Below are 22,621 nucleotides of genomic sequence, written 5' to 3'. Positions count from 1 at the left end.
CGCCGTTCTCCATCCACGGTTTGCGGCAGGCGCGTTTTGATGACATAATTTCGTCGTGGCCTGGAACTTCGCGGCACCCTTTTCGCTTTCCCACCCCGATGCCGCGGCCGGACCTGGTTCCGGAAGGAACAATGCGGCCACGAGGAACACGGAGGGAGTATGACCAAGGTTGTCTACAAAGTCGTGCAGCACGATGGTGGCTGGGCCTACCGTCTGGGTGACGTCTATTCGGAAACTTTTCCTACTCATTCCGATGCCCTGCAGGCGGCGCGCATCGTCGCGGCCGAGCAGCAGATAGGAGGCGAGCCGGAAGAGATCAGCTGGCAGGACGAAAAAGGCGTCTGGCATACCGAATATAGCGATGGGGGCGACCGCCCCGAGGCGGAAGTGGTGGATGGCGACGAAGGCGCCGACGCCCGCTAGATCTCAGAGCCGCGGACGTATTCCAACAAGCCGCGGTCAAGCGCGTCGAATGCGACGCGCCAGCGCGGGGATTATTTCAAGTTCTCGTGCATCGCGACCCAGGTATCGAGCGCAGTACGCTCTTGAATGTCATGGCAGGAATTCGATGCGTTTCGTCAATCCCATCCCCTTCGTCCGCGACATCGATCGCTCCAGGGAATTCTACCGGAAGATACTGGGCCTGGAGATCCTGGAGGATTTCGGAAACTTTGTCCTGTTCGAGGCGGGCTTTGCCATCCACGAGGGGCGTTCGCTCGAGCAGACGATCTGGGGACAAGCATCCGTCACCAAGGAACCCTATGGCCGCGGGAATTTGCTGCTGTATTTCGAGCACGAGGATATTGAAGCGGCCTTCGAAAACGTCGCGCCGCACGTGGAGCTGATACATCCCATAGTGCGGCAGGCATGGGGACAGCGCGTCTTCCGTTTTTACGATCCGGACGGGCATGCGGTCGAGATCGGGGAGCCGCAGGAGCCCGGATCTCAAGGCAAGTCTTCCCACTCTTAAATTCGCACGCAGCAAAGAAAATCGGCCGTAGAGCTATGAAACTCTGCGACCGATTTCGGGGCGGGGAGGTGTTTAACGGCGGTCAGGGGTTGTGATGCTTATCAGCCCTTTCTCCCAATGTCAGGCGACTGCTTCGAGTGCCGGGTAGTCCGTGTAGCCCTTGGCGCCGCCGCCGTAGAAGGTGGACTTGTCGGCTTCGTTCAGCGGCGCATTGTCCTTGAAGCGCTGCACGAGATCGGGATTGGCGATGAAGAGCTTGCCGAAGGCCACCGCATCGGCATAACCGCTCTCGACAACCGTCTTGGCGCTTTCGCGATCATAGCCATTGTTGACCAGCCAGCCGCCGGTACCGCCGGCGTTGCGATAGGCGGCCTTCATCTCCTGATAGTCGAAGGGCTTGTCACCCTGGAAGAAATTCCGGTCTCCGCCGGTCGCACCTTCGATCACATGAATGAAGGAAAGGCCGCGGGAGCCCAGCTGCCTGGCCACATAGTTGAAGAGCGGCTGCGGGTCCGTTTCGACAATGCCGTTGGCGGGGGTGACCGGCGACAGGCGGATGCCGACGCGGCCGGCGCCGATTTCCTTGGCAACCGCGTCGACCACCTCAAGGAGGAAGCGGGCACGGTTTTCGATCGACCCGCCGTATTCGTCGGTGCGTCGATTGGCGCCGGACTTCAGGAATTGGTCGATCAGGTAGCCGTTGGCACCGTGGATTTCGACGCCGTCGAAGCCGGCGTCGATCGCGGCGCGTGCCCCTTTGCGGAAGTCTTCAACGATGCCGGGGATTTCGGACAGTTCGAGCGCCCGGGGATCGGACGTGTCGACGAATGCGCCGCTGCCGTCCGGATTGATGATATAGGTCTTGCTTCCGGCAGGGACGGCGGACGGGGCGACCGGAGCGCCGCCGTTTGGCTGAAGCGAGGTGTGCGAGACGCGGCCCACATGCCAGATCTGGGTAATGATCTTGCCGCCCTTGCGATGCACTGCATCGGTGACCTTCTTCCATCCATCGATCGCCTGCGACAGGTAAAGGCCGGGCACATCCGCGTAACCCTGACCCTGCTGACTTACCGGGGTGCCCTCGGTGATGATCAGACCCGCTGCGGCGCGTTGTTCGTAATAGGTAACATTGAGGTCGTTCGGAACCGCCTTGGGTGAACGGTTGCGGGTCAGGGGCGCCATCACGATGCGGTTGGCAAGTTGAATATCGCCGAAGGCGGTCGGATCAAAAAGCTTGGCCATCAGAAATTCCTTTGTCTGCAGTTGGGAGAAGTGAGCCGGGTCAGAGCGTCGACCGGAGCTCGTTGAGGAAGGCTGCAATGGTATCCTCATTGCGGTGATAGAACGCCCATTGGCCGACGCGATTGATCTTGAGCAATCCGGCCCTTTCGAGCGTCGAAAGATGCGCCGAGACCGTGGACTGGGAGAGGCCGCAGCGTTTTTCGAACTGGTTGGCGCAGATCCCCATACTCAGCGGGTGCGCCTGGTCGCAGAAATTAAGCTCCGGCTCCTTCATCCATTCCAGAAATTCGATCCGGGTCGGATGCGCGAGGGCTTTGAGGATTTCCGTCTTGTCCATTGTCGATCTCGTATCGGTCATTAACGATATATAGATCGTCAGACGACGATATAAAGGATGAGCGTTTCAAAGGAGTGGGATTTTTTAAAAAAAATGGGCCGCCGGATTTCTCCAGGGCCCGTCAGTTGTGAAGGTCAAAACCTCCAGAGGGGAACAGCTGGCGCGGACGACGGGGAGGTCGCCGATGGCGTCAGCTGTCAGCTATATGGGGAGGTGATATCGGCTCGACAAGATGCAATCTTCGGTTTTGGAGAGAAGTTTTTGTCGGTGGCGTCTTGCCGAGCTCACTGCGCTGCCGGGCAAAAAAAAGAGGGCCACCGGATCGCTCCAGGGCCCTATAAGTGTGAAGGTCAAAAACCTCCAGAGGGGAACAGCTGCTGCGGTGGAACTGGGAGGAAAAGCCACCATGTGCATCAGCTGTGTGCGATATGGTGGTTTTTTGTGCAGTGAACAATGCTCTTTTGTGCAGGTCAGCCATGCGTGATGCGCATCACTTACGGCGACATGGAGCAACCTCCACATATCTGGCTGCCGTATATACCTGAAATCCCTGGGGGATAAGCCGCTTTACCGCCTCGCACGGAAGTGCGACGAAATCAGAAATTCCAGTTTCGCGCCTTGCCTACGATGAAATCGCGGAAGACTTTGAGCTTCGCAGCGTTCTTCATTTCGTCGGGATAGCAGAAGTAGGTGTCGAAAGAGGGGATGTCGGCGTTGATCGCGAGTTGAATGAGGCCGGGATCGCGCCCGACGATGTAGTCGGGAAGGCAAGCTATACCGATGCCGAGCAGACAGGCGCGCTTGATCGAAGTCTGGCTGTTGATCTGAAGATGCGGCGTGCGGCTGTTGTCGGACGAGCGACCGGCATATTCCAGCCAGTTCACGTCGAGCAGGTAGCTCGGCGCCGGTTCGCCAAACGTGATGATCCGATGCGTGTCGAGGTCCTCAACCGACTGCGGTTCGCCATAGCGGTTGATATAGGAGGGGGCCGCGTAGACGTGCATATGGACTGTGAACAGCTTGCGCTGGATCAGGTCGGACTGTTGCGGCTGGCGCAGGCGAATGGCGCAGTCCGCGTGGCGCATGTTCACGTCCACTTCCTCGTTGTCGAGGATGAGCTGGATCGACATTTCGGGATAAAGCTGCAGAAACTCCTGCACCTTGTCGGTGAGCCAGCCCTGGCCAAGGCCGACCGTCGTCGTGACGCGCAGCTTGCCGGACGGTTTTTCCGTCGTCTCGGTCAGCTGCATCTTCACCGTTTCGAGCTTCAGGAGAACGTCATGGGCGGTGCGGTAGAGGAGTTCGCCCTGTTCGGTGAGGATCAGGCCGCGCGCATGCCGGTGAAACAGCTTGACACCGACATCCTGCTCAAGCGCGCTGACCTGGCGGCTGATGGCCGACTGGGAAAGGTGGAGTTTGTCCGCCGCATGGGTGAAGGAGCCTGCCTCCGCCGCCGCATGAAAAATTCGCAACTTGTCCCAGTCGAGCGGCACACCCATGTTTCAATGTCACTCCGCGGCCACGGCCACCGGCTGAATGCCGGCAAGGTAACGTTCGGCCTCGAGTGCGGCCATGCAGCCCATGCCCGCGGCGGTGATCGCCTGGCGGAAGGTGTCGTCGGTCACGTCGCCGGCGGCGAAGACCCCCGGCACGTCGGTTGCCGTCGAGTCCGGTGCGGTCCAAAGGTAGCCGTTCGGCTTCATCTTCAGCTTGCCCTTGAAAAGTTCGGTCGCGGGCGCATGGCCGATCGCCACGAAGACACCGTGGATCGGAAAGTCTGTGATGGCGCCGGTCAGGGTACTGCGCAGCTTCACCCCTTCGACAGACGGAGGCATCGGAGGCTTGGCCGGCTTGCCGGTGATCTCGGCGATTTCCGTGTTCCAGAGCACGCTGACATTCGGGCGCTGGAACAGGCGTTCCTGCAGGATCTTCTCCGAGCGGAACGAGTCGCGGCGATGAACCACGGTGACGGACTTGGCGATGTTGGAGAGATACAGTGCCTCTTCCACGGCGGAATTGCCGCCGCCGACCACGATCACGTCCCTGTTGCGATAGAAGAAGCCGTCGCAGGTGGCGCAGGCGGACACGCCGAAGCCCTGGAAATGCTGCTCGCTTTCGATGCCCAGCCATTTGGCTTTGGCACCAGTGGAAATGATGATCGTCTCCGCCGTCCAGACGGCACCGGAATCGGTGCGCACGGTGAAGGGGCGACGGTCGAGATCGACCTCGGTCACCAAATCGTTGACGATTTCGGCGCCCACATGGGTCGCCTGTTTCAGCATCTGCTCCATGAGCCAGGGCCCCTGGATCGGATCACCGAAACCGGGATAATTTTCCACATCGGTGGTGATCATCAACTGGCCACCCTGTTCCATGCCGGCGATCAGCACCGGCTTCAGCATGGCGCGGGCGGCGTAGATTGCGGCGGTGTAGCCGGCCGGGCCGGAACCGATGATCAGGACCTCGGTGTGACGGGCGGACATATGTGCTTCCTTTCAAAGACCGATCGACTCGTATTTTATTGCCCCTCATATAGGGGGTCGATTTCCGGTCTGCCGCTTTCAAAATGCCATGTAAGGTCGATCCATGCAGCAATGCAAGGGCAGCCTTGCGTTAATAACAGATCAGTTCGCATTGCGGCATGCTCCTTGCGTTAAATCCCGTTTCCGCTAAAAGCCTTGCCGACAAAAGGGGAAAGCCGTGTTCCGCGCCGATCTGGACGCCATCGACATCAAGATCCTCAGGGAGCTCCAGCGTGACGGGAGAATGACGAATGTCGATCTCGCCGAACGCGTCGGCATTTCGGCGCCGCCCTGTCTGCGACGTGTGCGCAAACTCGAGGAAGCGGGAATCATCGAGGGTTATCACGCGCTCCTCAACGGCCCGAAACTCGGCTTCGATCTGGTCGCCTTCTGCATGGTCGGCCTTAAGCGCCAGTCGGACGCGGATTTGAAGGGCTTTGCTTCCAAGGTGCAGCAATGGCCGCTGGTGCGTGAGGCCTGGATGGTCAACGGGGACAGCGATTTCCTGCTGCGTTGCGCGGCACAGAATCTGACCGTATTCCAGGATTTCGTCATCGAAGTCCTGACTGCCGACGAGCATGTGGACACGGTTCGGACCATGCTGACGATCCGGCAGGTGAAGCAGCTCGGCCTGGTGGAGATCTAGCGGGTGCTGGCCCTGGCTGTCCGGATCTATGAAAGAGAGTCGAATGCCTGAGACGGTCTATCCAGCGCCGGGCATGAAGGGCCCGCTTTGGCGGCGTTCCCCGCTCGAGCGGCTGTTGACGTGGAACGGGACGAGGAGGTCGCGAAAGCGCATCTTTGCCCTGAGCAAGGCCGGTTCTCTGGGTCTGGCGTCGCCGCAGCGGTTGAGAGCGCTGGCCGCGGACGACATGCCGCTGGTTTTCCTGTGCCGCAACGATCGCCGCCTGCTGCCGTCATTCTTCGCCCATTACCGCCGGCTCGGCGTCACGCGCTTCATATGTGTGGACGACCAATCCACCGACGGGACCGCCGAATATCTGGCCGCGCAGGCCGATACCGATCTCTGGGCTTCTCCGCTTCGCTACAAGGATGCCAGGCGCGGGAAAAGCTGGCGGGAGGAACTGTTTTCAATCTACGGCTTCGACCGCTGGTACCTGAACGTCGATTCGGACGAATTCCTGATCTACGACCGCTGTTTCGAGATGCCGCTGCCCAGGCTGATTGCACGCCTGGAAGAGCGCTCCATCCGGCGGCTCGCGGCGCCGATGATCGACATGTATCCCTCAAGCGACATTGCGGCCGCTGAATTTACCGGCGAGGAGGGGCAGATGCCATGGCAGGTCGCGGATTGCTACGACCGCGACGGATATACGGTCGTCAGGAACGCCCGTTTCCAGCGCATCCGCGGCGGGGCGCGAAAACGCCTGTTCGGTTCCAATGTGGACCTGATGAAATATCCGCTGATGTTCTGGGACAAGGAATGTTCGCTCGGGGAGAACATCCATCAGCCTTTGCCCTACCAGCGCAATTTTTCCCCTATCTTCGGTGTCCTGCTGCATTTCAAGTTTTTTTCCGACTATCAGGAGCGCGTGCAGGAGGCGATCTCGAGCGGGCAGCACTTCGGTGGCGCCCAGGAATACGTGAAGATCATGCAGAAGATTTCTGCCGATCGCGAAATCGAGTTCGGCTATCCGGGAAGCGCGCACTTCCGCGACCCCGGCCAATTTGTCGAGCAGGGGTTTGCGGCGTCTCCCTTCGACGGGTCCGGTGGCGGCGGTCATGTCTAAGCTTCCGATATCGGCTTTCATCATCTGCCAGGACGAGGAACGCTATCTCGGCAACTGCATCGAGAGCCTTGCCGACTTTTCCGACATCGTCATCGTCGATTCAGGGTCGTCCGACGGCACGATCCGTCTCGTCCAGTCCTATATCGACAGCGGGTGGCCGATCAGGCTCTTTCACGAGCGATGGCGCGGTTACGCGGCCCAGAAGCAGTTTGCCCTGGAGCTTTGCCGGGAGAAATGGTGCTTCAGCATCGATGCCGACGAGCGGCTCGATCAGCCATTGCGGAAATTGCTTCCCGAACTGATCGCGGCGGACGAGGAGATTGTCGGCTGGAGGATGGCGCGGCGCCCCTATCTGATCGGCTACGGTTATACGCCGGAGCGGGTGAGAGAACGCAAGATCCTGAGGTTGATCCGAAAGGGCAAGGGAGCGTTCGACCTGACGCAGGCGGTGCACGAAGGTATCGTTCCTGAGGGGCGGGTGGAGAAAACGAAGGCGGGCAGCCTGCTGCACTACCGGCCGATCGTCATCGACGAACAAATTCTCAAGGAAAACAAATATTCCACGCTCAAGGCGGACCAGAAGTTTGCAGCGGGCAAGAAACCGAAGCCGATCAAGCTGCTCGTCTCGCCGTTGCTTTACTTCTACCGGCTGTATCTGAGAAACGGGCTCTGGCGCTGCGGGGCGCCCGGGTTCATCGAGGCGATGACGGTCGCCGTCTATGCGTTTCTCACCGAAGCCAAACTATACCAGCGTCAGGCGCTCAAGGAGCGGCCGAACAGGGACGACGCGCCGACGCGTTGATGGAGAATTCTATGAAGGTCCTGCACATCCATTTCGGGAAAGAAGGCGGTGCGGAACGGTTCCTGGTCAATCTCGCCCATTCGCTTCACGGGCGCGGCGTCGAACAGCGGATGCTGATCCGACCCGACCGGACCTGGAAAGAAGAAATCGGCCGGTACGGACAGGTCTACGAGGGCATCTTCCGGCGGTATTCGCCGTCCCGTTTCCTCTTTGCTGCCCGGCTTAGGCTGATCCTCAGGGATTTCCAGCCGGATGTCATCCTGGCATGGCAGATGCGTGCGAGCCGTGCCTTGCCGAACTACAAGAAAGCCAGGCGGATATCCCGCCTCGGCGACTACCCGCACCATCTGAACTACTACCGCAACGCCGAGATCCTTGTCTGCAACACGCCGGACATTGCCCGTAAGGTCGGCGAACTCGGCTGGCAACGCGGGTTGGAGGTAATCACCAACTTCACCTATTCGCTTCCTGGCCCGGTGGTCTCCCGTGAGGCGCTCCAGACGCCAGACGACGCCTTTGTGGTGGTCGGCATGGGACGGTTTGTTCGCCGAAAAGGGTTTCACACGCTCGTTCAGGCCATGGCGAAGGTGGAAAACGCCTATCTCTGGCTCCTTGGCGAAGGCGTAGAGCGGGAGAACCTGGAACGTCAGGTGGATGAGCTCGGCATCAGGGATCGCGTCCGCTTCGCGGGCTGGCAGACGAATGTCTATTCCTTCCTGGCCGCCGCCGATGTGCTTGCCGTGCCGTCGACGCACGAGCCGCTGGGCAATGTGTGCCTGGAGGGCTGGTGTGCTGAGAAACCGATCGTCTCCACGCGGTCGGAAGGTCCTTCCTGGATGATGAGCGACGAAAAGGACGGCCTTTTGGTGGATTGCGAGGATTTCGAAGCGCTGGCAGCGGCGATCCGGCGCATCAGGGACGATCCTGCGCTCAGGCAGCGTCTGGTGGAAGGCGGGCGGCAGACCATGCGGGAGCGGTTTTCCGAAGAGGCGGTCACCGACGCTTATCTGCGCCTGTTTGAAACGGGCACCAGCAAGCCATGAGGATCCACCACTACCATTTCGGCAAGGAAGGCGGCCTCGAGCGTTTCTTCACGCACCTCGCCAACGCGCTGGCCCGCCGGGGCGTGGAGCAGCGGGCGATCATCCGGCCCGGGCGCAGCTGGCGCAAGGATATCGAAAACGTCGTCACGATCACGGAGAGCAATTTCCGCAACATCTCCCTCGACCGCTATCTGCTGCCCTTGAAGGCAAAGCGGCTTGCCGAGCGTGAGAAACCCGATGCGCTGATGGCCTGGGGCACCCGCGGCAGCGAACTCCTGCCGGCCTATCCCGGCTGCATCAAGATTTCGCGTCTTGGGGATTATCCGAAGAGGCTCAGCTATTTCCGCAATACGGATGTGATCGTCTGCCTGACGCCGGCAATGGCCGACCACGTGCGAGGCCTCGGCTGGACGCGTCGCATCGAGGTGATCGCCAACTTCACCAGTACCCAAGCCGTTGCCCCGATCGCGCGGTCCGCGGTGAATACGCCGGAAGGCGTTCCGCTTGTCATGGCCATGGGGCGTTTTGTGAAGCGGAAGGGTTTTCATACGCTGATCGAGGCGCTGGCGACCTTGCCGGATGTCTGGTTATGGCTAGCGGGCGAGGGCGAGGAAGGTGAGGCGCTCCAGGTGCTCGTGCGCGAGCGGGGAATGACCGAGCGGGTGCGTTTCCTCGGCTGGCAGACCGATACGCGGCCCTATGTCGCTGCGGCGGATGTCTTTGCAATGCCGTCCAGCCATGAACCGCTCGGCAATGTCATATTCGAGGTCTGGGCGCAGAGGCGGCCGATCGTTGCCACACGGGCGGAAGGACCGAGCTGGTGCATCCGCGACCGCGAAAGCGGTCTGCTGGTCGACATCGGCGACGCAGATGGCCTGGCTGGTGCCATTTCCCAGGTTCTCAGCGACGAGAAGCTTGCGGCCAGCCTGGTTGAGGGCGCCTCCAGGACGCTGGTTGAGCGCTTCAGCGAAGAAGCGATCACCAACACCTATATCGAGCTTTTCAAGCAGAAGCCGTGATCCGGTAGGTGTTGCCGAGGCGTTTTGCCTCGCCCTCGATGCTGAAATTTTCCAATGCATGAGCCCGCGAGCAGGCGGAGGCTGCATGTCTGCGGCTTTCGTCATCCATGAAGGAGACTGCGGCTTCGGTCATCGCATCGACACTGCCGCTTTCAACGATCACGCCGGTCTCCCGGTCTCCCGTCACCAGAAGCTCCGGAAAAGCGCCGACATCGGTGGCGATGACGGGCAGGGCGGTCGCCATGGCTTCGAGGGGCGTGAGCCCGAACCCTTCCCAGCGCTGCGGCGCGATGAAGAGGTCGAGCGCCCGGTACCATTCGTTGATGTTGGTATGTTCGCCAACGAAAAGGATGCGGTCGGCAAGGCCCGCTGCGGCCACTTTCGCCTTCAGGCCGCTTTCGAACTCCACATGAGGGCCGGTGGCGCGTCCTGCGACGATCGCCGCCCAGTCGGGCCGGTCCGGCAAGAGGCGGATCATCGAATCGACGAAAACATCCGTGCCCTTCTGGTGCCGCACACGTCCGAAGCAGCCGACGAATTTTTTGGTCGGGTCCAGTCCTCGGGCGCGTTTCGCCTCCGCCTTGTCGGCGGGCGGCGAGAAACGATCGGTATCGATGCCATGCAGGATCACCGTATTCGGTACGGCAAGATAGTCGGCCGTCTTGCTGCTGGTCGCGATCACGGCGTCCATCTTCGAGATCAGCCATTTGGTCCAGCCGGTATGGCGTCGCTGCGAGGCGGATGTGAAGACGATCTTCAGCGGCATGCGCAGCACATCCCGCATCAGGATGGCCGGCAGCATTTCGATATTGCGGCGCGCATGCCAGACGCGGCATCGCTTGCCGCGCGGGGGAATCCAGAACGCCCAGAGATCGCGGTAGCGGATATGCGGCAGATCGGCAGGCAATCCCGGACCGAGCGTTGCAACCTTCTGACCGAGCGATCTCTGTACGGGCACGAGCTGGATGATCGTCGAGGTGACGCCGGAGAGCCGCCGCTTGAAATTCGGCGCAACGACTTCGACGTCACGAATATCCACGATGGCGGGATCGCCATTTTTCCCCACGGACAATCAGCCCCAGGAGACGGACAGAATCTCGTAGGCCTTGGAACCGCCGGGCGCGACAACTTCGATCGACTCGCCGGCTTCCTTGCCGATCATCGCGCGGGCAATGGGGGAAGAGATGGAGATGCGCCCAGCCTTCACATCGGCTTCCTGGTCGCCGACGATCTGGTAGGTCTTTTCCTCGTCGGTATCTTCGTCGACGAGCTTGACGGTGGCGCCGAACTTGATCTTCGAGCCGGACATCTTGGTGAGGTCTATGATCTCGGCGCGCGCCGTCAGGTCCTCAAGCTCGGTGATCCGGCCTTCGTTGTGGCTTTGGGCCTCCTTGGCGGCGTGATATTCGGCATTTTCCGAGAGGTCGCCGTGGGCGCGGGCTTCCGCAATCGCCTCGATGATACGGGGACGCTCCTCCTGCTGGCGCCAGCGCAGTTCTTCCTGCAGCTTGGCAAAACCATTCGGCGTCATCGGTACCTTATCAACCATTTCACTGTCCTTCAGACTCATGTCCGCGGATGCCGCGGACACAAAAAGAAACAGGTTCCGGAGTAAAACTTCGGAACCATCGTAAGATCAAAATTTTGCTCACTATAACAGAACTTCGACAACCAAAGCTAGGATTTTCGAACCCTGTCGAGGCGAACGCAAGTCCGCTCATGAGATTCCAAGCTCATCGGTTTGTCAATGTCTTGACTTTCTAAAATAGAACAAATAGTGAACATAACGATGAAGAAGTCGCTCAAAGAACGGTTGGCAATACTTTCCGACGCCGCAAAATACGACGCTTCCTGCGCTTCGAGCGGAACGGTGAGGCGGGACTCCTCCTCTTCGGGAGGGCTTGGTTCTACGGAAGGTTCGGGGATCTGTCATGCCTATGCACCCGATGGCCGCTGCATTTCCCTTCTCAAGATCCTGCTTACGAATTTCTGCATCTATGACTGCGCCTATTGCGTCAATCGCTCCTCCAGCAATGTAGAAAGGGCTCGATTTACACCGCAGGAGGTGATCTGGCTGACGCTGGAGTTCTACCGGCGAAATTATATCGAAGGCCTGTTCCTGTCTTCGGGAATCATCCGCTCCTCCGATCACACGATGGAAGAGATGGTGCTGATCGCCCGAGAATTGCGAACCACGCACAATTTCAGGGGCTATATCCACCTGAAAACCATCCCGGAGGCGTCGGCACCTCTTATCGAGGAAGCCGGACTTTACGCCGACCGGTTGTCGATCAATATCGAGCTGCCCACCGACAATGGAATTGCCAAGTTCGCGCCGGAAAAGCGGCCGGATGGCATCCGGCAGTCGATGGGCAAGCTCCGTCTCAAGATCGAGGAAATGGCGGAGCCGACGCTGCAATCCAAACGACGGAAGAAATTTGCGCCGGCCGGACAGAGCACGCAGATGATCGTGGGCGCCGATGGCGCCAGCGATGCGACCATCCTTGGCACCAGCGCCAGGCTCTACGGAAGCTATGGTCTGAAGCGGGTCTATTATTCTGCATTCAGTCCCATTCCTGATTCGTCCAGGAACCTGCCGCTGATCAAGCCGCCGCTGATGCGCGAGCATCGACTCTATCAGGCGGACTGGCTTTACCGCTTCTACGGGTTCGAGATCGGCGAGATCACCGCAAGCCAGCCAGACGGCATGCTGGATCTTGATCTCGATCCCAAGCTTGCCTGGGCATTGGGACACCGGGAGCAGTTTCCCGTCGACGTGAACAGGGCAGACAAAGAGCGGCTGCTACGGGTGCCGGGTTTCGGCACCAAGACCGTCAAGGGCATTCTTTCGGCCCGCCGCTTCCGGCGGCTGAGGCTTGATGATCTCAAGCGGCTCGGCGTGTCGCTGAAGAAGGTCCAGCCGTTTATTACCTGCGAGGGCTGGACGCCGCATCGGCTTGTCGACCGGCCTGATCTTGCTGCCATGTTCCAGCCTAAACCGGAACAGCTCTCGCTTCTATGATGTACCGCTATTCGCTGAGAGGCAGGGGAGACCTTACCGAGTGGCGCGACGCGGCCCGAGCATATCTGATGGCGGGTATCGTCCCTGATGTCATCGAATGGCGGACCATGGACGATGCCGATGGTCTGTTCGGGTTTGACGACAACAACCTGCCGCCGCCTCATGAGGCGCATCCGCCGCTCTCCGTGCCGCCGTCCTTCATCCGGCTGGCGGGGGCAGTGATCTGTCATTCCGATCCGACACGTTTTGCTCTGCTCTACCGCTTGCTCTTTCGGTTGATGCATGGGCGGCATCTCCTGCAGATGGCATCCGATACCGACGTCGTCGCGGCGCAGCGCATGGCCAAGGCTGTCGGGCGGGACTACCACAAGATGACCGCTTTCGTTCGCTTCAAGGAGTTGCCGTTGCCGGCGGGGACTGCAGGACGCCGGCGATTCTTCTCCTGGTTCGAACCAGACCATTTCATCCTTGCGCGCGTAGCGCCTTTCTTCCAGCGCCGCTTCACGGACATGGATTGGCTGATTGCGACGCCGAAAGGCTCGGCCTCTTGGGACGGGGAGACTTTGAGGACCTGCGACGAGCCTGCGGAAAAACCTGATCTGAAGGATGAGACCGAGGATCTCTGGCGCACCTATTATGCATCCATCTTCAATCCGGCCCGGCTCAAGGTGAAGATGATGACAAAGGAGATGCCGAAGAAATACTGGAAGAACCTGCCGGAAGCTACGCTCATTCCGGATCTGATCGCGAATGCCGAAGCGAGCGTGATCGAGATGGGGAAAAGAGCGGCGAGTGAGCCGTTGCCCTTCCACCACCGCATCCAGGAGGCGGCAGCCAGGGCGCCGGTGCCGTCGGCCCCTGCTGCCGGCACTCTTTCGGCCCTCAAGCAGGAAGCACGGCACTGCACGCGCTGCGATATCCATTGTCTGGCAACCCAGACGGTTTTCGGGGATGGCCCAGCCGACGCCAGGGTGATGGTCGTTGGCGAACAACCCGGCGATCAGGAGGATCTTGCGGGCAAGCCGTTCGTGGGGCCGGCCGGAAAGCTCTTCAACGACACGCTTGCCGAAGCCGGCATCGACCGGCGTTCTCTCTATATTACCAACGCCGTTAAGCACTTCAAATACGTGCCGCGGGGCAAACGGCGGATCCATCAGAAGCCGAACATGGGCGAGATCAGGCAATGCCGCTGGTGGCTGATGCAGGAGCTTGAACTGGTGAAGCCGGAGGTCGTGGTGGCGATGGGCGCAACAGCCCTTTTTGCGTTGACCGATATGCGCCAGAAGCTCGAGGATGTGCGCGGAGAGCCCATGGCATTGGCTGATGGGCGCATACTCTTCGTGACCGTGCATCCAGCCTATCTTCTCCGGATTCCGGATGAGGCCCAGAGGATGAGAGAGCTGGACCGTTTCGGAAAAGATATGAATGCCGTCCAACGCCTTGTCAGAGCCCGTGCCCCTTATCGTTCCGGGCCGCCGAATGCCTCCTGAAAGGTTCGGCAAGTCGATCTTCCGGGCGATTATCCACCAGCCGAAATGGGCGTATTGTCATTTCCCGGATCACAAATGTATGCGACTGGCGCAGGCGCGGCGACACGGGCTCAGGTCTGGCTAAAAGCCATCAACCGCGATGATCGGCTGCCAGAGACATGGTGCCCACTTGTTCTTAAATGCCTTCAGCGTCGATCCTGGAGGGCTCGCCGATGACGAGGCGGCTGAGATATCTGATTGTCTCGATACTGATATCGCTTGTGATGTGGGCGACCATCGTCGCCATCGCGCTATTGGTGTGGCGACTGATCCGAGACTATTTTTGAAGCGAGATGCGGCGCCGACCGCGGGCGAACGCCGCGGCTTTTTAAGCAGCCCTTTGCCGGGCCCCCGAGCGGACGCCCCTTATGGAAGGGCGTCCATCGGAGATGGTGGAAACAGAGGCGTTCAGGCGAAATAGCTCTGCAGCGGGCGGACTTCGAGATTGCCTGCCTTCAACGCCCTGATGGCCATGGCTGCGGCTTCGGCGCCGGCCATGGTGGTGTAGTACGGTACCTTCTGCATCAGCGTGGCGCGGCGCAGCGATTTGGAATCCGAGATCGCCTTGTTGCCGTCCGTGGTGTTGATGACCAGCTGGACCTGACGGTTGCGGATCGCGTCTTCGATATGCGGCCGGCCTTCGAGAACCTTGTTGATCTTCGTGGCCTCGATGCCGTTTTCACCCAGGAAGCGCGCCGTGCCGCCGGTTGCCAGGACCTTGAAGCCGATTTCGGTCAGAATGCGGATCGCCGGCAGGACGCGGGCCTTGTCCTCATCGCGTACGGAGACGAAGACCGTGCCGGTGCGCGGCAGTTCCACGCCGGCGCCGAGCTGCGACTTGGCAAACGCAAGCGCAAAATCGGTGTCCAAGCCGATAACTTCCCCCGTCGAGCGCATTTCCGGCCCGAGCAGGGTATCCACGCCCGGGAATTTGGCGAACGGGAAGACAGCTTCCTTGACCGCGATGTGCTTCAGGTTGCGCGGGTCTGGCTTTTTGCCATAGGCGGCAAATGTCGGATCGAGCTTCTCGCCCGCCATGACGCGAGCGGCGAGCTTGGCGATCGGTGCACCGATGGTCTTGGCGACGAAGGGCACGGTGCGCGAGGCGCGCGGGTTGACTTCCAGCACGTAGACGGTGCCGTCCTTGATGGCGAACTGGACGTTCATCAGGCCAACAACGTTCAGAGCCTTGGCCATCGCTTTCGACTGGCGTTCCAGTTCATCGATGAGCTCCGGCGAGAGAGTGCGCGGCGGCAGCGAGCAGGCGCTATCGCCCGAATGGATGCCTGCTTCCTCGATATGCTCCATGATACCGGCGACATAGACGTCGGTGCCGTCGCAGAGGCAGTCGACGTCCACCTCGATCGCATGGGTGAGATAGCTGTCGAACAACAGCGGATTCTTGCCGAGCAGGGTGTTGATCTGGCCGGTCTTGTCATTCGGGTAACGCTGCTTGATGTCTTCCGGCACGAGGCCCGGAACGGTGTCGAGCAGGTAGGTCTGCAGCATCGATTCCGAATGGATGATCTGCATGGCGCGGCCGCCGAGGACGTAGGACGGGCGGACAACCAGAGGGAAGCCGATTTCGGCCGCGACCAGCCGGGCCTGCTCGACGGAGTAGGCGATACCGTTGTTCGGCTGGTTGAGATCGAGCTTCATCAGCAGCTTCTGGAAGCGGTCGCGGTCTTCGGCGAGGTCGATCATGTCGGGTGCCGTGCCGAGGATCGGGATGCCGTTCTTTTCGAGCGCCTCCGCAAGCTTCAGCGGCGTCTGGCCGCCGAACTGGACGATGACGCCGACCACTTCGCCTTTTTCCTGTTCAGCGCGCAGGATCTCGATGACGTCTTCCGCCGTCAGCGGCTCGAAATAGAGGCGGTCGGAGGTGTCGTAGTCGGTCGAGACGGTTTCCGGGTTGCAGTTGATCATGATCGCTTCATAACCCGCGTCCTTCAATGCGAAGGCGGCGTGGCAGCAGCAATAGTCGAACTCGATGCCCTGGCCGATGCGGTTCGGACCGCCGCCGAGGATAACGACCTTCTTTGCAGCGGAGACTTCCGCTTCGGAGCGGAGCGCACCGACGAAGGGCACTTCGTAGGTCGAATACATATAGGCGGTCGGGGAGGCGAATTCGGCAGCGCAGGTGTCGATCCGCTTGAAAACCGGGCGGACATTCAGCGAGTTGCGCAGTTCGGCCACTTCCTTGGGGCGCTTGCCGGTAAGGCTCGCAAGGCGGGCGTCGGAGAAGCCCATGGCCTTCAGCATGCGAAGGTTTTCGGCGTCCGTCGGCAGGCCATGTTCCCGGATGCGCTCTTCCATGTCGATGATCGCCTTGAGCTGGGCGATGAACCAGGGATCGATCTTGCAGGCTTCGTGCACTTCCGCTTCGGTCAGGCCGAGGCGGAGCGCCTGGGCCACCATGCGCAGGCGATCGGGGGTCGGCGTGCCGATCGCGGCGCGAATGGCGTTCTTGGAGTTTTCGCCGTCTTCGAGACCGGGAATCTCGATCTCGTCGAGACCGGTGAGCCCGGTTTCAAGGCCGCGCAAAGCCTTCTGCAGCGACTCCGCGAATGTGCGGCCGATCGCCATCACTTCGCCGACCGACTTCATCGCGGTGGTGAGCGTCGGCTCAGCGCCCGGGAACTTCTCGAAGGCGAAACGCGGGATCTTGGTGACCACATAGTCGATCGACGGTTCGAACGAGGCGGGCGTCGCACCGCCGGTGATGTCGTTTTCCAGTTCGTCCAGCGTGTAACCGACGGCGAGCTTTGCCGCGACCTTGGCAATCGGGAAGCCGGTCGCCTTGGAGGCGAGCGCGGAGGAGCGCGAGACGCGCGGGTTCATTTCGATGACGACGAGGCGGCCGTCGGCCGGGTTGACCGCGAACTGCACGTTGGAGCCGCCGGTCTCGACGCCGATCTCGCGCAGAACCGCAATCGAGGCGTTGCGCATCATCTGGTATTCCTTGTCGGTCAGCGTCAGCGCCGGCGCGACGGTAATGGAATCGCCCGTGTGGACGCCCATCGGATCGATGTTCTCGATCGAGCAGATGATGATGCAGTTGTCCGCCTTGTCGCGGATGACTTCCATCTCATACTCTTTCCAGCCGAGCACCGACTCTTCGATCAGCACCTCGGTGGTTGGCGAAGCATCGAGGCCGCCCGAGACGATCTCGAAAAATTCCGAGCGGTTGTAGGCAATGCCGCCGCCGGTGCCGCCGAGCGTGAAGGAGGGGCGGATGATCGCCGGCAGGCCGACATGATCGAGCGCCTGCGCGGCGATCGCCATGGCGTGGCTCATATAGCGCTGCTTGCGGTCGCTCTCGCCGAGATTCCAATGGTTTTCGAGGTCGTCGAGCGCCTTGTCCAGATCACCGCCCGAAAGGCGCTCGCGCAGCTTGGCGCGCTCGGCCTCATGGGTCTTGCGATCGGTGTCCTTGATGTCGGTGGCATTCGCCAGCATGGACTTCGGCGTCTCCAAACCGATCTTGGCCATGGCTTCGCGGAAGAGGGCGCGGTCCTCCGCCTTGTCGATGGCGGCTGGCTTGGCGCCGATCATTTCGACATTGTAGCGGTCCAGCACGCCCATGCGCTTGAGCGAGAGCGCGGTGTTCAGCGCCGTCTGGCCGCCCATGGTCGGCAGGAGCGCGTCAGGACGCTCCTTGGCGATGATCTTGGCGACGACTTCCGGGGTGATCGGCTCGACATAAGTCGCATCCGCGAGACCGGGATCGGTCATGATGGTCGCCGGGTTGGAGTTCACCAGGATGACCCGGTAACCTTCCTCCTTCAGCGCCTTGCAGGCCTGGGTGCCAGAATAGTCGAACTCGCATGCCTGACCGATGACGATCGGACCCGCGCCGATGATGAGGATCGATTTCAAATCTTGGCGCTTGGGCATGGGTATCTTTCCGCTTTTTCCTGCGCGAAAAACCGGCACGGTGTGGAATACCACCGGTCGGGTCGCGCGAGCATGTCTTTTCAGGCTAGACGCGGCTTATAGGCAAATGTTTTGGCGAACGGAACCCCATAAATCGCCAAATCGACAGAAAGCTCACCCGTGCCGGATGTCGGTTCCGTCCGTGCGGACCGCCGGAGCCTGGGACCTTCAATCGGCAATCATGCGCGGGAGGGGTTGCGGTCGATGCCGATAAACGAATCGAGCGACCACCGGCCGGGGCCTAAAGCCATGATGCCCAATGCCATCGCTGCCCATGTCAGATGGATGGGCCAGCCGTCGGGAACAGTCAACTGAATGACGAGCGTCATCAGGAGAACAGCGAGCGCGGCTCCACGCGTGACCAAACCAAGCACGAGAAGGAGCGGCAGCAGGATTTCAGCCGAGGCGGACATGAAGGCGACGGTACCGGGGAAGGGATACGGATATGGGCCTCCCGGCAGATGCAACTGGAACTCGGAGGAGAAGAGCAGGACGGCGACATCGTTCAGCTGCAGGAAGCCGTCCCATTTGTTTATTCCGGAACGCCAGAACGGTACCGCAAGGGCGACCCTCAGGGCGAACTGCGTCAAGGGCATGGGCACGAGCCTTGTGATGAATGCGTAGGCAGCACTTACCGAGGGCCGGAAGCCGGAGCCGGTTGTGAGGGCGGGGCTCTGTTTCGTCTTCATCTTCCCACTCCTATCCTGGAAACATCGGAAAAGGCGCCGACCTCGATAATGCCGGATATGGCGGACGCAAGGTCGAAATCGGGGCAGACGGCAAACGCGTCGCCCGCCGCCTCGGCGAGAGTGCCTCCCGCAATCAGCCGCGCGAGCATGAGTGCCGCGCCAGGCGAGAGCTTACGGACTTCCACGTCCAATGCGGGCCGGGTTATCAGCGTCCATTCGGGCTCCGTCGCCGTGATGGGCCCGACCGGATCATCACTTCGATTTGCCGAAAAGATGGTGAATGCGGGATATTGCGAGCGGAGAAGGCGGGTCGCCGGATGGGCGACGAAACGGAGATCGCCGATACTCGCCGGCGCCGGCAAAATCAGCGCTTCCGCGGCAAGCACGGCTTCATCGGCAGCGTGATAGGCGTCGAGCCAGGCGCGCTCGATGCGCGCGACATCCGCCAGCCACGGCATCGAGCGGGCGTATTCGTATTGCGCAATGAAATCAGGAAATTCTCGCCCGTACTCAAAAAGCAGCGGTGATGCGGGCGGAGTTTCGCGGATATGGAAGCGGGCCATTGCCCGGAAAAAGTCCGGACCGGTTATGCGCTGGGTCGCCGGGAAGACCGCGGCAAGCGCCTCGATCAAGCTGACCACGACATTGTTGCGGTAGATATTGAACCGCCGCTCCACATCTTTCCCTCCAGGCGCCTGAACGTCAGGCGGTGGCGATCGACGGGGGTCGAGCAGGCATGATGAAAATGCCTGCGAATAGGCGTCGGATCCGGCGATGCCGGCATCAGAAGGCTGCATGGCGGGCTTCCCTTCCATGGCTGGACGAATGCCGATCGAGGATCGCCTGCGCGGCGGCCGCTTCCTTTTCAAGCGTGATCCAGGCCGGAATTGCACTGTCCCATTCGACAAGGGTGGGGATCGGGCCGGTTCGGCATATGACGGTTTCGAACAATTGCCAGACGGCATCGCATACGGGCCCGTCATGGCTGTCGATCAGCAGCGTTCCGCCGTCCTCGTCGCTTTGCGCCTTGTGGCCTGCAAGATGGATTTCCTCGACGAGATCGAGCGGATAGTCCGCCAGATAGTCGAGCGGCGACGAGCTCAAGTTCGCCGCCGAAACGAAGACATTGTTGACGTCCAGAAGCAGGCCGCAGCCGGTCCGTTTCGTCAGAGCCCGGATGAATTCCGTTTCCGCCATCGTCGACTCCTTGAAGGAGAGATAGCTGGACGGGTTTTCCAGGAGGATCGGGCGGCCGATCGTCTGCTGGACTTCATCGATGTGGTCAGCCACATGCCGCAATGTCTGGTCGTTGTATGGCAACGGCAGGAGATCGTTGAAATAGGTGGTCTCGTGTGTCGACCAGGCCAGGTGTTCGGAAACCAGCGCGGGCTCGTAGCGATCAACCAGGGCCTTGAAGCGCGCCAGGTGCTCCCGGTCGAGCGGGCGGGGGCCGCCGATCGACATGCATACGCCGTGGACGGAAAGCGGATAGTCCTGGCGGATGCGGGACAGCGCCTGATGTGGCGGACCTCCCGATCCCATATAGTTCTCGGCATGGACTTCGAAGAAGCCGCGTTTCGGAAATTGCTCCAAAATCGCGGGAAGATGCTCTGGTTTGAAGCTTGTTCCTGCCTGCCCGTCGGCCCGGAAAGGCGGAAAGCGAAGGGCACCGTGCCCGATGTCATGCGCGTTCGGATTCATTGTATCCCTCCGCTTTCCGAAAATCAGCAATCAGGAAGGTCGGCAATCACGAAGGAATGTCGCGAGTGAGAGCCTGCTTCGATCCCATGCGGTTTCCCGGCAGTTGCATGGTCTCGCAGGTTCCCCCGTTGACGAATTTCCAGGCATTGCCCTGATAGTCGACCGTCGAGGTGCCCTGGCAGGTGGTTCCCGGGCCTGCGGCGCAATCGTTCTGCCCCTTCATTGCGACGCCGAAGCATTTCTCCTTGCCGGCATCCATCGCCGACTTGACTTCCGCCTGCGACAGGGGGGCGGCATAAGCGATCGATGACAGGGCCGATGCGACGGCCGCCGCGAGCATGGCCGTTGTTACTGATGTACCTGTTGACATATCGTCTCCTCCAGAGAGCGAGTGTGGGTGTGCGTCTCAGCGCACATCGGCTTATTCGTCAGGAGGAGAGTGAGGTTACACCCAGAAGGAACACGACTTCGTGATGACCTTACGGGGCGGGACGGATGCCCGTGCCGACAGCCGCTTTACCCCGGAAACCGCTTGAAGCGCTGGCGCACCGCTTCCAGATTGGGCCGGCTGACCGGGATCTCGGAACCGTCCGACATGATGACAAGCAGCTTGCCGTTGTCCCGCATCAGTTTTTCGACCTGCGCTTCCGCCACCCAATGCGAGCGGTGTACCTGCAGGCCCGGCGTGTCCCCGAGCTCTTTCAGCGCGTCGGCAAAGCGCAGGAGGATGAGTTCCCGGCCGCGGAGGGTGATCACCTCGGTATAATGATCCTCGACGGATAGGCGCACGAGCGGCCCGCGGTTCTGCGGTTTCAGCCGTCCAAGGATTTCCGGGCCGGACGGCTGTCTGGCAGCAGGAGGAGCGAGGGCGGCCGGCGGCTCTGACGAGGCGGGGTAGGTGGCCGCTGCGGCGATCTGACGATGCATGGCCGTATAGGTGAGCAGACAGAAGAGGGCGCAGAGCGGAAGGGCGACAAGGGCGCGGCGCAAACCGTTGCCGGTTTCCGCCCAATCCCCCGTGAACGCGAAGTCGATGAGGCCGAGCGCAAAGCCGATCGGCAAGGCTGCAACCAGCGAGCCGATCATCATGCGCAGCAGCGTATTGCCGAGCCGTTCGCGCAGGAGGACCTCGGCGGCCAGGGAAAAGGTAATCGCGATCGCCCAGGTAGCGGCATGTACGATCAACCAGTAGCCGAGCCGGACACCGAACGTCATGCGTTCGAACGTGCCGTACGGACCGCTGACGGCGAAGATGAGGACCACCAGCGCAAAGGTCGCCCAAAAGCGCCGGGACCGGATGAAAAGCTGCAATTCACGAAGCGTGGAGCTGAAAAACAGGTGACTCACGAAGTTGATCCGCCGTCTGCGCCATTCCGTTTGAGGACGGGTCAGTCATGGCGGAAACAGACGCCGAGTTCAATCGCCGGATAACTTGGAAAAGGTCGCCATGAATTTTCAACCGCTTCTCGACGCTCCGATTGCCGTGCAGATCCATGTCGCGGCGGTACTGCCGGCAGCCGTGCTTGGCGCTTACATCCTCCTCAACCGCAAGGGCACGCCGCGGCATCGGCTGCTCGGAAAGATCTGGATGATGCTGATGGTGATGACCTCGCTCTCCAGCTTCTTCATCCACGAGATCAATCTTTTCCACGGTTTCAGCCCGATCCATCTCCTGTCGATTTCCGTGCTCGTTGGGGCGTGGCGGGCCATCACTGCCGCGCGCGCCAAAAATATCCGGGCGCACAAGGCGGCGGTCATCGGCATGTATTTCGGCGGCATCGTGATCGCCGGCCTCTTCACGCTGCTGCCCGGCCGCATCATGAATGCCGTCGTTTTCTCGGGCGGACCGAACTGGGTCATGATGCTTACCTTTGCCGCTATCGCCGCGATGTTCATCTTGCATCGGCGGCTTGCATCCGGTGGCGCCTGATCGGACAAAATTTCGCGAACCGTACCGATATCAGCCTTGCTGTCATGGACAGCCGCGGCCTGCGGGCATAAACACCGGCCAATAAGGAAACTTGCCGCAACGGCCATCGATGAGGACCGCTTGCGCGG

General features: G+C 60.8%; 22 protein-coding genes. 10 read left to right on the top strand and 12 right to left on the bottom strand.

Annotated features, from left to right (window positions below):
• Positions 1-159: 159 nt before the first annotated feature.
• Entirely contained in the window at positions 160-423 is a 264-nt protein-coding gene (locus EDE09_RS03900) for a DUF2188 domain-containing protein (protein ID WP_105370252.1), read from the top strand.
• 145 nt (positions 424-568) lie between these two features.
• Complete coding sequence (locus EDE09_RS03895) at positions 569-970, top strand: VOC family protein (RefSeq protein WP_132409013.1); 402 nt, start codon at positions 569-571, stop codon at positions 968-970.
• Positions 971-1,090: 120 nt separating this feature from the next.
• Here EDE09_RS03895 and EDE09_RS03890 read toward each other — a convergent pair whose 3' ends face one another.
• The 4 genes from EDE09_RS03890 to trxB form a co-directional block, all read right to left on the bottom strand.
• The gene (locus EDE09_RS03890; protein WP_132409011.1) at positions 1,091-2,212 is read right to left on the bottom strand and encodes an alkene reductase; all 1,122 of its coding nucleotides are present in this window, start codon (positions 2,210-2,212) and stop codon (positions 1,091-1,093) included.
• A 40-nt stretch (positions 2,213-2,252) separates the two neighbouring features.
• The gene (locus EDE09_RS03885; RefSeq protein WP_112800999.1) at positions 2,253-2,549 is read right to left on the bottom strand and encodes a metalloregulator ArsR/SmtB family transcription factor; all 297 of its coding nucleotides are present in this window, start codon (positions 2,547-2,549) and stop codon (positions 2,253-2,255) included.
• Between the two features lie 596 nt (positions 2,550-3,145).
• Complete coding sequence (locus tag EDE09_RS03880; RefSeq protein WP_162711247.1) at positions 3,146-4,042, bottom strand: LysR family transcriptional regulator VtlR; 897 nt, start codon at positions 4,040-4,042, stop codon at positions 3,146-3,148.
• Between the two features lie 15 nt (positions 4,043-4,057).
• Entirely contained in the window at positions 4,058-5,032 is a 975-nt protein-coding gene (gene trxB, locus EDE09_RS03875) for a thioredoxin-disulfide reductase (protein ID WP_132409009.1), read from the bottom strand.
• A gap of 217 nt (positions 5,033-5,249) precedes the next feature.
• On the opposite strand from trxB, the gene EDE09_RS03870 reads away from it, so the two are divergent.
• Genes EDE09_RS03870 through EDE09_RS03850 form a run of 5 tightly spaced genes read left to right on the top strand, consistent with a single transcriptional unit; the run spans position 5,250 to position 9,686 of the window.
• Positions 5,250-5,717, top strand: coding sequence for an Lrp/AsnC family transcriptional regulator (locus tag EDE09_RS03870; RefSeq protein ID WP_105370246.1), 468 nt, complete (start codon positions 5,250-5,252; stop codon positions 5,715-5,717).
• A gap of 43 nt (positions 5,718-5,760) precedes the next feature.
• The gene (locus EDE09_RS03865; protein ID WP_132409007.1) at positions 5,761-6,822 is read left to right on the top strand and encodes a glycosyltransferase family 2 protein; all 1,062 of its coding nucleotides are present in this window, start codon (positions 5,761-5,763) and stop codon (positions 6,820-6,822) included.
• Positions 6,815-7,624, top strand: a complete 810-nt coding sequence (locus tag EDE09_RS03860) for a glycosyltransferase family 2 protein (protein ID WP_132409005.1) — start codon at positions 6,815-6,817, stop codon at positions 7,622-7,624. Before EDE09_RS03865 ends, EDE09_RS03860 begins: the two co-directional genes overlap by 8 nt.
• 11 nt (positions 7,625-7,635) lie before the next feature.
• Positions 7,636-8,667 carry a glycosyltransferase gene (locus EDE09_RS03855; protein WP_132409003.1) on the top strand — a complete coding sequence of 344 codons (1,032 nt, stop codon included), beginning with the start codon at positions 7,636-7,638 and terminating at the stop codon, positions 8,665-8,667.
• Positions 8,664-9,686, top strand: a complete 1,023-nt coding sequence (locus EDE09_RS03850) for a glycosyltransferase (protein ID WP_132409001.1) — start codon at positions 8,664-8,666, stop codon at positions 9,684-9,686. The genes EDE09_RS03855 and EDE09_RS03850 overlap by 4 nt, the downstream gene beginning before the upstream one ends.
• Here the strand turns inward: EDE09_RS03850 and EDE09_RS03845 are convergent.
• Together EDE09_RS03845 and greA are read right to left on the bottom strand one after the other, a co-directional pair.
• Positions 9,670-10,728, bottom strand: coding sequence for a glycosyltransferase family 4 protein (locus EDE09_RS03845; RefSeq protein ID WP_132409315.1), 1,059 nt, complete (start codon positions 10,726-10,728; stop codon positions 9,670-9,672). The genes EDE09_RS03850 and EDE09_RS03845 overlap by 17 nt on opposite strands.
• Positions 10,729-10,758: 30 nt before the next feature.
• On the bottom strand, positions 10,759-11,235 hold the full coding sequence (gene greA, locus EDE09_RS03840; protein ID WP_105370242.1) for a transcription elongation factor GreA: 477 nt from the start codon (positions 11,233-11,235) through the stop codon (positions 10,759-10,761).
• 240 nt (positions 11,236-11,475) lie between these two features.
• Between greA and EDE09_RS03835 the strand changes: the two genes are divergently transcribed.
• Together EDE09_RS03835 and EDE09_RS03830 are read left to right on the top strand one after the other, a co-directional pair.
• Positions 11,476-12,708, top strand: coding sequence for a putative DNA modification/repair radical SAM protein (locus EDE09_RS03835; protein ID WP_132408999.1), 1,233 nt, complete (start codon positions 11,476-11,478; stop codon positions 12,706-12,708).
• The gene (locus EDE09_RS03830; protein ID WP_165924119.1) at positions 12,708-14,198 is read left to right on the top strand and encodes a UdgX family uracil-DNA binding protein; all 1,491 of its coding nucleotides are present in this window, start codon (positions 12,708-12,710) and stop codon (positions 14,196-14,198) included. The genes EDE09_RS03835 and EDE09_RS03830 overlap by 1 nt, the downstream gene beginning before the upstream one ends.
• 447 nt (positions 14,199-14,645) lie before the next feature.
• Here EDE09_RS03830 and carB read toward each other — a convergent pair whose 3' ends face one another.
• The 6 genes from carB to EDE09_RS03800 all read right to left on the bottom strand — a co-directional run bounded on the left by carB (position 14,646) and on the right by EDE09_RS03800 (position 21,910).
• Positions 14,646-18,134: a carbamoyl-phosphate synthase large subunit gene (gene carB, locus EDE09_RS03825; RefSeq protein ID WP_112801013.1), complete on the bottom strand. Its 3,489-nt coding sequence runs from the start codon at positions 18,132-18,134 to the stop codon at positions 14,646-14,648.
• Between the two features lie 218 nt (positions 18,135-18,352).
• Positions 18,353-18,769, bottom strand: a complete 417-nt coding sequence (locus EDE09_RS03820; RefSeq protein WP_245422729.1) for a DoxX family protein — start codon at positions 18,767-18,769, stop codon at positions 18,353-18,355.
• An 89-nt stretch (positions 18,770-18,858) separates the two neighbouring features.
• Positions 18,859-19,659, bottom strand: coding sequence for a DNA-binding domain-containing protein (locus EDE09_RS03815; RefSeq protein ID WP_132408993.1), 801 nt, complete (start codon positions 19,657-19,659; stop codon positions 18,859-18,861).
• Positions 19,646-20,563, bottom strand: a complete 918-nt coding sequence (locus EDE09_RS03810; protein WP_132408991.1) for a DUF692 domain-containing protein — start codon at positions 20,561-20,563, stop codon at positions 19,646-19,648. The genes EDE09_RS03815 and EDE09_RS03810 overlap by 14 nt, the downstream gene beginning before the upstream one ends.
• A gap of 46 nt (positions 20,564-20,609) precedes the next feature.
• Entirely contained in the window at positions 20,610-20,933 is a 324-nt protein-coding gene (locus tag EDE09_RS03805; protein WP_132408989.1) for a DUF2282 domain-containing protein, read from the bottom strand.
• A gap of 146 nt (positions 20,934-21,079) precedes the next feature.
• On the bottom strand, positions 21,080-21,910 hold the full coding sequence (locus tag EDE09_RS03800) for a LytTR family DNA-binding domain-containing protein (RefSeq protein WP_132408987.1): 831 nt from the start codon (positions 21,908-21,910) through the stop codon (positions 21,080-21,082).
• A gap of 100 nt (positions 21,911-22,010) precedes the next feature.
• On the opposite strand from EDE09_RS03800, the gene EDE09_RS03795 reads away from it, so the two are divergent.
• The gene (locus tag EDE09_RS03795; protein ID WP_132408985.1) at positions 22,011-22,493 is read left to right on the top strand and encodes a DUF2306 domain-containing protein; all 483 of its coding nucleotides are present in this window, start codon (positions 22,011-22,013) and stop codon (positions 22,491-22,493) included.
• The last annotated feature ends 128 nt before the right edge of the window (positions 22,494-22,621 follow it).

This window comes from Neorhizobium sp. S3-V5DH (assembly GCF_004343065.1).
In the GTDB taxonomy this organism is placed as follows: domain Bacteria; phylum Pseudomonadota; class Alphaproteobacteria; order Rhizobiales; family Rhizobiaceae; genus Neorhizobium; species Neorhizobium huautlense.
This window is presented reverse-complemented; position numbering and strand designations above follow the sequence as displayed.